We start from the raw sequence: 13,276 nt of genomic DNA on the forward strand, positions 1-13,276 counted from the left end.
GCCGTATGCCCAGGACCGCCGAACTTGGTGTACGGGCTGTCAATCGGTGCGGAAGCCGGCCATGATCGAGGCCGGGTAGCGGCTGCCTGCGGAGCCCTGGGGGAGGACCTCCCGGATACGGGCCAGGTCGGCCTCGGTGAGTTCCGCGTCGGCGGCGCCGACGTTCTCCTCCAGACGTGTGGCGCTGCGGGTGCCCGGGATCGGGATGACGTCCTCACCCTGGGCGAGCAGCCAGGCCAGGGCGAGCTGGGCGGGGGTGATGCCCTTGGCGGCGGCAAGCTTTCGGAGCTGCTCGGCGGCGTTCAGGTTGTAGGCGTAGTTCTCGCCCTGCCAGCGCTCGTCCCAGCGGCGCATGTCGCCCTCGGGGTACTCGTCAGCGGGCTTGACCACGCCGGAGAGGAAGCCGCGGCCGAGCGGCGAGTACGGCACCAGGCCGATCCCCAATTCCCGCAGGACCGGCAGGATCTCGTCCTCTGCTTCGCGTTCGAAGACCGAGTACTCGTACTGAAGGGCTGTGACCGGGGTGACGGCGTGGGCGCGGCGGATGTACCGCGGGCCGACGTTGCTCAGGCCGAAGTGCTGCACCTTGCCCTCGGCGATCAGGTCGCCGACAGTGCCGGCGACCTCCTCGGCCGGTACGTCGGGGTCGGAGATGTGCTGGTAGAAGAGGTCGATGCGGTCGGTCTGGAGGTAGCGCAGGCTGTTCTCGGCGACCTTGCGGATGTTGTCCGGGCGGCTGTTGACGCCGCTCCCCGGCGTCTTGTCGGCCATGTCGAAGCCGAACTTGGTGGCCAGGACGACCTCGTCGCGGAAGTCCTTGACCGCGCTGCCGAGCAGCGTCTCGTTGCTGCCGGTGCCTTGGCCGTACAGCTCGGCGGTGTCGAAGAAGTCGACTCCGAGTTCGTGGGCGCGGCGGATGGTGGAGATGCCGTCCTCGTCGTTCGAGGGGCCGTAGGCCATGGTCATCCCCATCACGCCCAGTCCCAGCGCGGAGACGCGCAGTCCCGGCTGTCCCAGAGTGCGGTGCTGCATGAGATCGCTCCTCGTGTCATGGCGGCAGCCCCTAGCTGACCAAACCAAACTGTTCGGTGTGAACCTACGCCTGCCCGGAGCGCAAAGCAAACCGAACGGTTCGGTCGCCTATCCTGGGCTCATGCCTCGCTCCACCAACCCTGGCCAGACCTCGGACGCCGCCGTCGCGGGCGAGTCCGCCGACTCCACGCGCCAGCGGATCGTCGCCGCGGCCAAGGAGGAGTTCGCCCGGCACGGGATCGCCGGCGCCCGCGTGGACCGCATCGCCAAACAGGCCAGGACGAGCAAGGAACGCGTCTACGCCTACTTCCGCAGCAAGGAAGCCCTGTACGCGCACGTCGCCGAACGCGAGACGACCGCACTCATCGAGGCCACTCGGCTGGACCCGGCCGACCTGCCCGGATATGCCGGCATCCTCTTCGACCACTTCACGGCACGTCCGGACCACTACCGCCTGATCATGTGGGGCCGCCTGGAGCTGACCGAGCCCGCGGACAACACCGCCGGCCCCCTCCAGGCCACGATCACCGGCAAGCTCGACCAACTCCGCGACGCACAGCGCATCGGACTGCTCGACCCGGCCTGGGACCCGGTCGACGTCCTCGCCCTGATCAACCAGATCGCCATGACCTGGGCAGGTCAGCCCGAAATCGCCGCCGCTGCCGCAGGCCAGGCCGTGGACCCCTCCATCGCCGCCCGCCGCGCCGCGCTGGTGGCCGCCGTCGAGCGCATGTTCCCTCGCTCGGACTGAGAACAACGCCCAAACCGTTTGGTTCGACGCACACTTCCGGCTGTGTCCATTGAAGATGACCTGGTGGACGAACGCGCGGTCCGCCGGCGCGGGAGTGATGACGTCGAGCCCGCGGCCGGCCAGGCGGTCGTGAGGGCCGTGGACATCCCTGCGCACCCGAGCTGAACCCGGTGGAACTGCTGCGGTCCTCGCTCAAGAAGCGTGAACTCGCCAACCCCGCAGGCGACCACCTCGCGATGTCGCCGACGCCACCGAGCAAGGCATCCACCGCATCAACACCAACCCCCGACTGCCATGGTCATTCCTCACCCATACCGGCCTGACCATCCACCCACCACACCCACCGAACTTACGAAAAGATCAGTAAGGCTTCGGCGGGTGACACCCGCACGAGCGCCGGATGACCAGGCCCGAAGGGAACTGCCGTACCCGGCCCTTGCCCCCCTGCACGCCCCCGTTGCGCGTACTGGAGACGCGCAGCGAATCGTCCAGCACCAGGTCCACGGCGGCCTTGGCCATCGCCTCGCGGTCCGAGCCGACCGTCGTCAGCGGCGGATCCGTCAACGCCGCCTCCTTCACGTCGTCGAAACCGACCACCGCCAACTCGCCGGGTACGTCCAGATCCAGCTCCCGCGCCGCCCGCAGCACCCCGATGGCCTGGTCGTCCGTGGCGCAGAACAGCGCGGTCGGCCGGTCCGGGCCCGCCAGCAGATCCAGCGCGACACGGTAGGTGTCGTAGCGGTTGTACGGCGACTGGAACAGCCGGCCCTCCGTCGAGCGGCCGGCCTCCCGCATGGCCCGGCTCCAGCCCTCGATGTGATCGGTCACCGGGTCGCCCTGCTCGGGCGTCGATTCCACCCCGCCCAGGCACGCCACGTACTCGTGCCCGTGCTCCAGCAGGTGACGGGTCGCCAGCTGCGCGCCGCCCGTGTCGTCCAGCACGACGGCCACGTCGTCGATGGCCTCGGGCCGACGGTGCATCAGCACGACGCGGGCCTCCCACGCGTCGATCTCCGCCGCCGCGTGCTCGCTGGGGCCCGCGCTGATCAGGATGAGACCCGAGACCCGCATCCCCAAGAACGCCCGCAGATAGTGGACCTCGCGCTCGTCGAGATAGTCGGAGTTGCCGACCAGCACCATCTGTCCGCGCTCCGCCGCCGCCTGTTCGATGGCGTGCGCCATCTCCCCGAAGAACGGCTGCCGGGCGTCGGGAACGATCAGACCTATGAGATCCGTCCGCCGCGAGGCCATCGCCTGGGCGACGCGGTCGGGGCGGTACCCCAACTCCTTGATCGCGGCGAGCACCCGCTCCTTGGTGGCCGGTGCGACCGGCCGGGGGCCGTTGTTGATCACATAACTGACCACGGCCGTCGAGGTCCCCGCCAGTCTTGCCACGTCGTCGCGCGTCACCTTGGCCACGCGCGGAAGTCTACGCGTGTCCCCCTCGCGGGGTGCCGTCCACTCATACGGTGCCCGGTTCCGCCCGGTGCCGGCCCCCACGGGGCGGCAACCCACCGCCAGGGTCAGGCTTTCACCCCGCCTGCCGCCCGGCGACCGGCTGAGCGCGCAGTTCCCCGCGCCCCTGTCGGGGCGCCCCGACAGGGGCGCGGGGAACTGCGCGAGCGACCACAGCGCCGCTCGCAGACCGCGACGCACACCAGCCCCAGCGGCGAGGCCGCCCCTCCGATGGGGAGGTCTCAGCGGGAGTCGGGGCGGCGGGAGGCGCCGGCCTCCACAGCCGCCGCCCGGGCAACCCGCGTCGCCTCGTCCGCGACGGACCTCTCCTCCGCCGAGGGGCGGCCCTCGCCGCCCTTCCGCGCGTCCCCCTTCTCGGGAGAGACAAAGCGGTAGCCCACGTTGCGCACGGTCCCGATCAGGGCCTCGTGTTCGGGGCCGAGTTTCGCGCGGAGCCGCCGTACGTGGACGTCCACGGTGCGGGTGCCGCCGAAGTAGTCGTACCCCCACACTTCCTGGAGCAGTTGGGCGCGGGTGAACACGCGGCCGGGGTGCTGGGCCAGGAACTTCAAAAGTTCGAACTCCTTGAACGTCAGGTCCAGGACCCGGCCCTTCAGCTTGGCGCTGTAGGTGGCCTCGTCCACCGACAGGTCTCCGTTGCGGATCTCCATGGGGCTGTCGTCGGCGGCGAGCTGCCGACGGCCGGTGGCGAGGCGGAGCCGGGCCTCGACCTCGGCGGGGCCGGCCGAGTCGAGGAGGACGTCGTCCACGCCCCACTCGGCGGTGACGGCGGCGAGCCCGCCCTCCGTCACGATCAGCATCAGCGGGCAGCCGGGCCCGGTGGAGCGCAGGAGCTGGCACAGCGAGCGGACCTGCGGCAGGTCGCGGCGCCCGTCGACGAGGATCACGTCGGAGGGCGGCGCGTCCACGAGCGCGGCGGCTTCGGCGGGTGCGACGCGCACGTTGTGCAGGAGCAGGCCCAGTGCGGGGAGCACCTCGGTGGACGGCTGGAGCGCGTTGGTGAGAAGAAGCAGCGAACTCATGCGCGGCCGGCCCCCTTCGCCGGGAGGGCGTGCGGCGGAGTCGGATGGTGTGCTTTCGAGCGGTCTCGGTTCTGCACGTTTCGCTTTCGCTTGCCCATGACGTCGAGTTCCCTCCTGGCACCCCGCTGCGGGGTGCCACCCGGGCCGGGTGCCCGGGGGAAGTGTCGGCACTGCTTCGTACGGCGCTGCCCGGTGGCCGGTTCCTCCCGCAGGAGCGGCCTCCGGAAAGCACAAAAGGACCCGGGGGCGACGCTGCCCGGATCCTCCTTGCCGAGCAGAATACCCACATGACCGACCGCCCGGCATGTGACCTCGCTCGCGCTTCCCGTCCGCACGCCCCCACACCCGTCACGGAGAGTGGTGAAGTGGGGGCGGTGCGCAAGGAGTTGCGGGCAGCGGACGGCGTCCGCATCGAGGCGCTGTACGAGCCGTACGCGGGCCCGCGCGGACGGGGGCCGCGGGGCGGCGCCGAGGTGGGTGCGATCGTGCTCGCGCACGGTTTCACCGGGCACCTGGACCGCCCCGCGCTGCGCTGCGCGGCGACCGCGTTCACCGAGCACGCGGCGGTGATCACCTTCTCGTTCCGGGGCCATGGCGGCTCCGGGGGACGTTCGACGGTGGGTGACCTGGAGGTGCTCGATCTGGCGGCGGCCGTCGCCTGGGCCCGTTCGCTGGGGCACCGCGAGGTGGCCACCGTGGGCTTCTCGATGGGCGGCTCGGTGGTCCTGCGACACGGTGCGCTGTACGGCCCGCATACGGCGGATGGTCACGCACGGTCGTCGTCCGCCGCTGCGGGGCATGGGGGGCGCACGGGTGCGTGCGCTCCCGGCGCCGGGCCGGCGGCGGACGCCGGTGCCGACGCCGTCGTCGCGGTGAGCGCACCCGCGCGCTGGTACTACCGGGGAACCGCGCCCATGCGGCGGCTGCACTGGGCGGTGCAGCGTCCGCTCGGCCGGCTGGTGGCCCGCTATGGGCTCCGTACCCGCATCCACCCCGAGGACTGGGATCCGGTGCCGCTGTCCCCGGTCGCCGCCGCGCCGCTCATCGCCCCGGTACCGCTGCTGGTGGTGCACGGCGACCGCGACCCGTACTTCCCCCTGGACCACCCGCGCTCCCTCGCGCAGGCGGCGGGCCCCGAGGGGTGCGAGCTGTGGGTGGTGCCCGGTTTCGGGCACGCGGAGAACGCCGCCGCGATGCCGCTGCTGCACCGGATCGGGGACTGGGTGGGTGAGCGGCTCCGCGACAGCGCACCGGCCCGTGCACGGACATCCGGCGCGAGGCGCCATCATGGGAGCCGCGCCGCCGACGGCCCACGCGGCGCGGGCGGCCCGCGCGAAACCGGCGGCGCCGACAGCACAGCGGGCGACGAGAGCACGGACGGCTGAGAGGGAGCCCCACCATGGCGAGCGGCACGATCCGCTACTGGGCCGCGGCGAAGGCCGCCGCCGGTACGGCGGAGGAGCCATACGAAGCCAGCACGCTCGCCGAGGCGCTCCACCGCGCCCGCGAGACGCACACCCAGCGCCCGGAGTTCGCCCGGGTGCTGCTGCGCTGCTCGTTCCTCGTGGACGGCGACCCGGTCGGTGCGCGCGAGCACGCGGCGGTTCCGCTGCGCGAGGGCGGCACCGTCGAGGTGCTCCCGCCGTTCGCAGGGGGTGCGCTGTGACGGGCGGCCAGGGCCGGTACGAGTACGGGGACGGACACGGACGCGGACACGGACGCGGACACGGGGACGGCCACGGGGCGCACCGCGACTCCGGCAGCCCCGGCACCCCCGATGACCAGTCCCCACCACTGCCCCCGCAGCAGCCGTGGCCGTACGACGACCCCGGCGCCGACCGGTACGGGTCCGAGGCGTACGGCCCGGACGCGTACGGGGCAGTCGGCCAGGGCGGGCCCCAGGGCGGATACCAGGACCCGTACGGCGCCTACGGACAGCAGGGGCAGCACAGCGCTTATGGGGGGCACGGCGCTTACGGGGGGCAGGGGGCCTACGGGATGCCGTACGAAGCACCCTGTCCGCAACAGTCGTTCGAGCCGACGTACGAAGTCACGCGGGACACCGGCCCCGCACCGTACGAGTCGCAGTCCCCGTCGCAGGCGCAGCCCTACCCGCACGAGCTCCCGGCCCGTCCGGGCGCCGGCCCGCTCCCTCCCGAACACACCGCCCAGCCCCAGCCGTACGCCCAGCCCCAGCCCCAGCCATACGGCCAGTCCCAGCCACAACCGCAGCCGCACCCGGAACCGCAGCCCTACGAGCGGCACCGGCAGGCGCAGCCGTACGCCCAGCCGCCGCAGGCGTACGAGCAGCCGCAGGCACACCCCTACGCACAACCGCAGCCCCACCCGCAATCACACCCGCACCCGCAGCCGCATCGCCCGCAGCCGCATCAGGCGCAGCCACAACCGCGTCAGGCGCAACCCCAGCCCCGGCCCGCGCCCGCGGGAACATCCACGCCCGCACCGTCCTCCCCGGGTCCGGCCCCGCAGGCGTCCGCGCCCGAGGGGGATCCGCGGCGCACCGGGTCGCCGATCATCGCGCCGGGGATCCGGCCCGCGGCGGTCACGGCCGTGCTCGCCGCGCTGCTGGCGGGGGCCGCGCAGCTGGGACACGGCGCGCTGACCGGCCCCGTGGTGCTGCTCCAGGCCCTCACGGCGGCCGGCTGGTACCGCCTCAACGGGATGTGGCCCGCACGGCAGGGCATCGCACTGGCATTCCTCGCGGGTATCGCCGCCGATGTGGGGCTGCTCCTCACCGAGGGCGACCGGGCGCCGACGGTGCTGATCGGGACCGTCGGCGTCTGGTGCGTCCTGTCCCTGGTGCTCCAGTTGCGCAACCACTCCAGCCCCGACGAACGCCTCTACGCCCTCACGGCGGGGCTGGCCTCGACGGCGCTCACGGTGCTGGCCGCCGGAATGATCCCCTCGGAGGCCGACGCGGTGACGGTGGGCGCGGGCGCGGTGGCCGTCGCCGCGCTGGCGCGTGCCCTGCCGCTGCCCGCGTACGTCTCGCCGCTGGTGGCGCTGGCCGCCGCATCAGGCGCGGGCCTGGCCCTCGGCCAGCTCACCGGAACGGGCCCCTCCGCCGCGTTGTCCGGCCTGGCGGCCGGGGTGTGCGCGCTGATCGGGCTGCGGGTCGCCGGCTACGACTTCCCCTCCCGCTTCGTCCACATGACCGCGGGCGTGGCCCTCCCGCTGACCCTGGCCACCCCGGCCCTCTGGCTTCTGGGCCGCGCCCTGATGTGAGCGGCGGCCGTGAGGGCCGGCCCGGCAACCGGCGGACCGGCCCGGCAGGAGGTACGTACGTGCGAGTGCGCGGGGGGAGTGGAACCTGTGTGCGGGCGCGGTGCGTGTAGCGGGTTACGCTCACGGTCAGCCAACTCATAGGGGAACCGAGGAAATGCGCGCACTCCGCATAGGACTTGTGGTCCTGGTGGTCCTTGCCGGGCTCTTCGTCGCGGCCGACAGGATCGCGGTGGGCATGGCGGAGGACGAGGCTGCCGACCGGCTCAAGAACGAGCTGGACCTGCCCGCCTCCACCAAAGCCTCCGTCTCGATCGGCGGGTTCCCCTTCCTGACCCAGGCCGCCTTCGGCAACCTCGACAAGGTCAGCGTGGACGTGGGCAGCATCACCGCGTCCACGGGCGGCCGGCAGGTGCGGCTGACCGACATCACGATGGAGGCCCGCGAGGTGGCCTTCGCCAGCGACCTCAGCTCCGCCGTCGCCGACCACGTCACCGGCAGCGTCCACATCTCCTACGCCGACTTGTCGAAGGCGGCGGACGAGGGCGTGCGCGTCGGCTACGGCGGCAAGAACAAGTCCGGCAAGGACCGGGTGAAGGTGACCGCCAGCGTGATGGTGCCGCTGGTGGACCACCCCATCGAGCGCAGCGTCCTCAGCACGGTCAGCGTGGCCGGCGGCGACACGCTGCGGCTGCACGCCCGCGAGGTGCCCGGCCACAAGATCCCCGGGGTCGAGAGCACCATCCGCAGGAAGATCGACTTCGAGCGCCGTATCGACCAGCTGCCCGAGGGCCTGAAGCTGGAGAAGGTCAAGACCACCAGGACCGGCATCGACCTGTCCATGACGGGCAGCGACATCAGCCTGGCGCGCTGAGCGCCCCTCACCTCCCACCGCAACGGCGCCCGACCACCACGCACCTGCCCGGCGGTGCCGGAACACCGCTCCCGCGGGGGCCCGCCGGACCGGCCGCCGCCTTCCGGCTTCCGCCGGACCGGGCCGCCCTGGCCGAACACCGTCCGACACAGTCCAACACCGCCGCTGAACACCACCGCGAGGGCGACCCGCTCTCCGGCGACGCACGCGCGAGGACACCGGGCCTCGCCCGTGACGACACGCGCTGCGGGCCGAGGGGCGACAAGCCCCTCCCTTCCCGCCGCGACGGCGCCCGGCCACGAGGCACCCGCCCGGTGGTGCCGGAGGACCGCACCCCCACGGACCGCCCTCCGCCTTCGCGCCCCGTGCGCCCCGCGCGGCCACCGCGTCCGAGGGGCGAGACCTTCAGGACCGCAGGGCAGAAATCCGCAGGCGGACAGCCGCACCGCGGCACGGATCCCGGGGCACGCCTTTCATCGCTTCTCGCATCGCGGACAAATGCGTCTCAGAGTGCGGATCGGCGGTGACACGGCCCCGTACTCGTCCTTACGATCGAGCCCATGAAGCGACAGGCGGATCTCACGAAGCGCCGGGCAGTGGACCTGTGCCGCATCGCCGCCATGCTCTGTCGCGGCTCCCGCTGACGGGGCGCACGCCCGGCATCTCCGCCGCCGCGAGGCAGTCCGTACGCCTCCCCGCGCCCGATGGCGCGGCATCGCACGCAACCGCGCAGCCACGCACCCGCACCGCCGCGTCACCGCCGCACAGCGCCGTGCACGGGGTGCCGCATCCGCACGCGAGCACCCTCGCGCAGCCGCGCGACCGCACCGCCGCGTACTCGTGCATCCGCGCACCCGGCCGGCAGTGCGAGCGCGCACCCGTTCCCCTCCAGCCGTTCCGCCGTATCCACCCACCCCATGAGGAGACACAGCATGAGCCGCAGCGACGTCCTCGTCGATGCCGACTGGGTCGAGGCCCGTATCGACGACCCCAAGACCGTCATCGTCGAGGTGGACGAGGACACCTCGGCCTACGACAAGAACCACATCAAGAACGCCGTCCGCATCGACTGGAAGCAGGACCTCCAGGACCCGGTGCGCCGCGACTTCGTGGACCAGGAGGGCTTCGAGAAGCTGCTCTCCGCCAAGGGCATCGCCAACGACGACACCGTCGTGCTCTACGGCGGCAACAACAACTGGTTCGCCGCCTACGCGTACTGGTACTTCAAGCTCTACGGCCACCAGGACGTCAAGCTCCTCGACGGCGGTCGCAAGAAGTGGGAACTGGACTCCCGCGACCTGGTCGACGGCTCCGAGGTCCCCGAGCGCGCGGCCACCGACTACAAGGCCAAGCCGCAGGACACCTCCCTCCGCGCCTTCCGCGAGGAGGTCGTGGCGGCCATCGGCTCCCTCAACCTGGTCGATGTGCGCTCCCCCGACGAGTTCAGCGGCAAGCTGCTCGCCCCGGCCCACCTGCCGCAGGAGCAGTCGCAGCGCCCCGGGCACGTGCCCAGCGCGCGCAACATCCCGTGGTCGAAGTCGGCCAACGACGACGGCACCTTCAAGTCGGACGACGAGCTGAAGGCGCTGTACGAGGGCGAGGGTGTCGATCTCGGCAAGGACACCATCGCCTACTGCCGCATCGGCGAGCGCTCCGCTCACACCTGGTTCGTGCTGCACGAGCTGCTCGGCCAGCAGAACGTGAAGAACTACGACGGCTCCTGGACCGAGTACGGCTCCCTCGTGGGCGTGCCGGTCGAACTGGGCTCGAACTGACCCCGGGGCCCCGCTGTCTCCTGTCCCTGACCCATTCCCCGAGCCCGCGAACCACTGAGGGAGAACACCATGTGCGGAGCACAGGCCGGCGGCCCGGACGCCGCCACGATCAAGCCCGGCGAGACCACCATCCAAGGCAGCGTCACCCGTGACGGCGAGCCCGTCACCGGCTACGTCCGGCTGCTGGATGCGACCGGCGAGTTCACGGCGGAGGTCCCCACCTCCGCGACCGGCCAGTTCCGCTTCTACGCGGCCGAGGGCACGTGGACCCTCCGGGCGCTGGTCCCCGGCGGGACGGCCGACCGGAAGGTCGTCGCCCAGCAGGGCGGCGTCGCCGAGGTGGCCATCGCCGTCTGACCGGCCGCCCGTCCGACTGACCGGCCGGCTGACCGCACGGGTCGGGCGGGCGGGCGTTCCGCGAGGGCGGAGCGCCCGCCCGCCGGACCGTAAGGTGGGGGCATGGCAGCCCACAGCACGCTGGTCATCAAGGTCACCGCGGGCGCCGACGTGCCCGAGCGGTGTTCGCAGGCGTTCACCGTCGCCTCCGTGGCGGCGGCGAGCGGCGTACCGGTGAGCCTGTGGCTGACCGGCGAGTCCGCGTGGTTCGCGCTCCCCGGCAAGGCGGCCGAGTTCACGCTGCCGCACGCGGCGCCGCTGCCGGATCTCATGGCCGCCGTGCGGGCGAACGGCCGGATCACGCTGTGCACCCAGTGCGCCGCCCGCCGGGAGATCGGCGCCGAGGACGTCATCGAGGGTGTCCGTATCGCGGGAGCGCCCGTCTTCGTCAGCGAGATCATGGCCGAGGGCGCCCAGGCCCTCGTCTACTGATCCCCGGACCTCGTCCGCTGATGAGGGCCCTTTCCGGGCTCTGACCTCCGCCGAGGTCCCGGGGCGGGGCCTCGGGAAGCCGGCTTTCCGCATGGCGATTAGACTCGGCCGCGTCCGAGTACACCGCACAAGGAGAGCCCCCGTGCTTGAGGCATTCTTCACCGCCCTGATGGTCCTGGTCTGCGTCGGCACCGTGGCCTTCGCCGGTCTCACCTTCAAGAAGCTCTACGAGGGCCAGCGCTGACATGATCGAGATCCCGTCCGACCTCCACCCGGACCTTGTCCCCCTCGCCTTCCTGCTCGGCAGGTGGACCGGCGCGGGCGTCGCAGCCCTCGACAATGAGCAGGGCGAGGGCCAGGACAAGTGCAACTTCGGCCAGGAGGTCTCCTTCAGCCACGACGGCCGTGACTTCCTGGAGTACGTCTCCCACTCCTGGGAGCTGGACCAGGAGGGCAAAAAGGTCCGCCCGCTGGAGACCGAGACGGGTTACTGGCGGATCGACAAGGACCGCAAGGTCGAGGTCGTCATGATCCGCGACCAGGGCATCGCCGAGATCTGGTACGGCGAACTGGCCGATCAGAAGCCGCAGATCGACCTGGTGACCGACGCCGTGGCGCGTACCGCGTCCGCCGGTGAGTACAGCGGCGGCAAGCGGCTGTACGGGTATGTGAACAGCGATCTGATGTGGGTCGGCGAGAAGTCCACCCCGCAGGTGCCGCTTCAGCCCTACATGTCGGCGCACCTGAAGAAGGTCGTCGATCCGAGCGAGTGGGCAAAGGACATCGTGGACCTGCCCGACGACGGCATCGCCTTCTTCAAGTAGCCCCGAGCGGCGGCTCGTACCGGCCCCGAGGGGTCCGGTCCCCCGTCCCGGCGCCCCGGCAGCGGCTCATCGCGGCGGCCCCGGCACCCCTTTTTTCCCGACGCTTCCAGGCGGTCGGCGGTCACCGCCGGCCGCCTTCTCATGTTCTCGCCTTCACGCCTTCTCGCCTTCACGCGCCCTCCCGGCGGAGGCCCGCACTCCGCGTATCGGGGCGGTCACGAATGTGGAGAGCATGCGAGAGACCGTCGACAGATCTGAACGTTCCCTACCACCACGGGCGTCCTGTCCGCGTAAAGTTGCAGGTCAAGGGCGCATGGGCACGCTACTGAGCCGTCGGGCGGCTGTCGGTACGACTACTAATGCGTGCCACCGAGTGATAAGAATGGCCCATTCATTCACCCGACACGAGTGCGGTCGCGCTTCTGCAACGCGTACCACCTCGCCACTCGGCTGTCCCAACGGGGAAAAGGCTCTTCTGTGAATCGTTCACGCATCACCGCCGCCGCCGCAACCGTCGCACTCCTCGGCGGCCTGACGGCTACTCAGTTCGCCGCCGCGGGTTCCGCCTTCGCCGCAGGCGGCGCCAACCTGAACGCCGGCCCCGCGACCGGATTCCTCTACAACAAGGCGAACGGCGAGGTCAAGGACGGCTTCGGCATCGTCGTGGGCAACACCGGCCCCGAGAGCACCCGGGCCACGCTCACCGTGACCGGCGCCAAGAACATCCACTTCGACACCCGCAAGGGCGGCAACAAGCCGTCCTTCAAGCGCGACGTCGAAGACGGCAAGGCGTACAACCACCACCTCACCGTCCAGTCCGTCTCGGACAAGCAGGTCGTCGTCTCGTTCGACCTGAAGGGCGACCAGGACGAGGCCGAGACGGTCAACATCCCGGGCTTCATCTCCGGCAAGAAGCAGACGCTGCGCACCAGCATCAAGGGCGACAAGACCGACCCGGACACCACCAACAACGACAAGACCATGAACTACTCGGTCGACGCACCTGATTGGGACGGCGGCAAGCCCACCAGCAAGCCGAAGCCCCCGGAGCCGACCGAGAAGCCCACCACCAAGCCGACCGGCAAGCCCTCCGAGAAGCCCACGGAGAAGCCCACCGCGAAGCCCTCGGAGAAGCCCACCGAGAAGCCCTCCGACGACTCCAACACCCCGGCACCCAACGGCGGTTCGGACAAGGGCGGCTCCGGCGGCGGCGGTGACCTGGCCGAGACCGGCAGCAACTCCAACACCCCGCTGCTGCTCGGCGGGGCCGGCGCCCTCGTCGTGGTCGGCGGCGCGGCCGTCTTCCTGGCACAGCGCCGCAAGACCGCCAAGGACTGAAACCCCCGGCTGCCGCCCTCGCGGTCGCGGCAGCCGCGGTGACCGGGAGGGGCGACCGGTCGCAGTGACAGGAGGGGAGGGGCGGCGGCCCCTCCCCTCCTGTCCCCCTCCCG

The 13,276-nt window shown here is 71.6% G+C and carries 14 protein-coding genes; 11 read left to right on the plus strand and 3 right to left on the minus strand.

Annotated elements, in window-relative coordinates:
* Positions 1-39 precede the first annotated feature (39 nt).
* Complete coding sequence (locus ABD339_RS20625; RefSeq protein ID WP_344567866.1) at positions 40-1,032, minus strand: aldo/keto reductase; 993 nt, start codon at positions 1,030-1,032, stop codon at positions 40-42.
* 121 nt (positions 1,033-1,153) lie between these two features.
* On the opposite strand from ABD339_RS20625, the gene ABD339_RS20630 reads away from it, so the two are divergent.
* Both ABD339_RS20630 and ABD339_RS20635 read left to right on the plus strand, forming a co-directional pair.
* Complete coding sequence (locus ABD339_RS20630; protein ID WP_344567867.1) at positions 1,154-1,783, plus strand: TetR/AcrR family transcriptional regulator; 630 nt, start codon at positions 1,154-1,156, stop codon at positions 1,781-1,783.
* Between the two features lie 42 nt (positions 1,784-1,825).
* On the plus strand, positions 1,826-1,948 hold the full coding sequence (locus ABD339_RS20635) for a hypothetical protein (RefSeq protein ID WP_344567868.1): 123 nt from the start codon (positions 1,826-1,828) through the stop codon (positions 1,946-1,948).
* Positions 1,949-2,143: 195 nt separating this feature from the next.
* On the opposite strand, the gene ABD339_RS20640 is transcribed toward ABD339_RS20635, so the two are convergent.
* Together ABD339_RS20640 and ABD339_RS20645 are read right to left on the minus strand one after the other, a co-directional pair.
* Entirely contained in the window at positions 2,144-3,202 is a 1,059-nt protein-coding gene (locus ABD339_RS20640) for a LacI family DNA-binding transcriptional regulator (protein ID WP_344567869.1), read from the minus strand.
* Positions 3,203-3,480: 278 nt separating this feature from the next.
* Positions 3,481-4,281: a response regulator transcription factor gene (locus tag ABD339_RS20645; protein WP_344567870.1), complete on the minus strand. Its 801-nt coding sequence runs from the start codon at positions 4,279-4,281 to the stop codon at positions 3,481-3,483.
* A gap of 287 nt (positions 4,282-4,568) precedes the next feature.
* Between ABD339_RS20645 and ABD339_RS20650 the strand changes: the two genes are divergently transcribed.
* The 9 genes from ABD339_RS20650 to ABD339_RS20690 all read left to right on the plus strand — a co-directional run bounded on the left by ABD339_RS20650 (position 4,569) and on the right by ABD339_RS20690 (position 13,163).
* Positions 4,569-5,666, plus strand: coding sequence for an alpha/beta hydrolase family protein (locus ABD339_RS20650; RefSeq protein WP_344567871.1), 1,098 nt, complete (start codon positions 4,569-4,571; stop codon positions 5,664-5,666).
* A 14-nt stretch (positions 5,667-5,680) separates the two neighbouring features.
* Positions 5,681-5,947 carry a MoaD/ThiS family protein gene (locus ABD339_RS20655; RefSeq protein ID WP_344567872.1) on the plus strand — a complete coding sequence of 89 codons (267 nt, stop codon included), beginning with the start codon at positions 5,681-5,683 and terminating at the stop codon, positions 5,945-5,947.
* Positions 5,944-7,527, plus strand: a complete 1,584-nt coding sequence (locus ABD339_RS20660; RefSeq protein WP_344567873.1) for a hypothetical protein — start codon at positions 5,944-5,946, stop codon at positions 7,525-7,527. Before ABD339_RS20655 ends, ABD339_RS20660 begins: the two co-directional genes overlap by 4 nt.
* Before the next feature lie 154 nt (positions 7,528-7,681).
* Positions 7,682-8,398, plus strand: coding sequence for an LmeA family phospholipid-binding protein (locus tag ABD339_RS20665; RefSeq protein WP_344567874.1), 717 nt, complete (start codon positions 7,682-7,684; stop codon positions 8,396-8,398).
* Positions 8,399-9,330: 932 nt separating this feature from the next.
* Positions 9,331-10,173 (plus strand): sulfurtransferase, encoded by an 843-nt coding sequence (locus tag ABD339_RS20670; protein ID WP_344567875.1) that lies wholly within the window; start codon positions 9,331-9,333, stop codon positions 10,171-10,173.
* 69 nt (positions 10,174-10,242) lie between these two features.
* Positions 10,243-10,530 carry a DUF1416 domain-containing protein gene (locus ABD339_RS20675; RefSeq protein ID WP_344567876.1) on the plus strand — a complete coding sequence of 96 codons (288 nt, stop codon included), beginning with the start codon at positions 10,243-10,245 and terminating at the stop codon, positions 10,528-10,530.
* A gap of 102 nt (positions 10,531-10,632) precedes the next feature.
* Positions 10,633-11,001 carry a DsrE family protein gene (locus ABD339_RS20680; protein WP_344567877.1) on the plus strand — a complete coding sequence of 123 codons (369 nt, stop codon included), beginning with the start codon at positions 10,633-10,635 and terminating at the stop codon, positions 10,999-11,001.
* Between the two features lie 245 nt (positions 11,002-11,246).
* Positions 11,247-11,825: a heme-binding beta-barrel domain-containing protein gene (locus tag ABD339_RS20685; protein WP_344567878.1), complete on the plus strand. Its 579-nt coding sequence runs from the start codon at positions 11,247-11,249 to the stop codon at positions 11,823-11,825.
* A 477-nt stretch (positions 11,826-12,302) separates the two neighbouring features.
* Complete coding sequence (locus tag ABD339_RS20690) at positions 12,303-13,163, plus strand: LAETG motif-containing sortase-dependent surface protein (RefSeq protein WP_344567879.1); 861 nt, start codon at positions 12,303-12,305, stop codon at positions 13,161-13,163.
* Positions 13,164-13,276 lie beyond the last annotated feature (113 nt).

The organism is Streptomyces axinellae (genome assembly GCF_039532135.1).
GTDB lineage: Bacteria > Actinomycetota > Actinomycetes > Streptomycetales > Streptomycetaceae > Streptomyces > Streptomyces axinellae.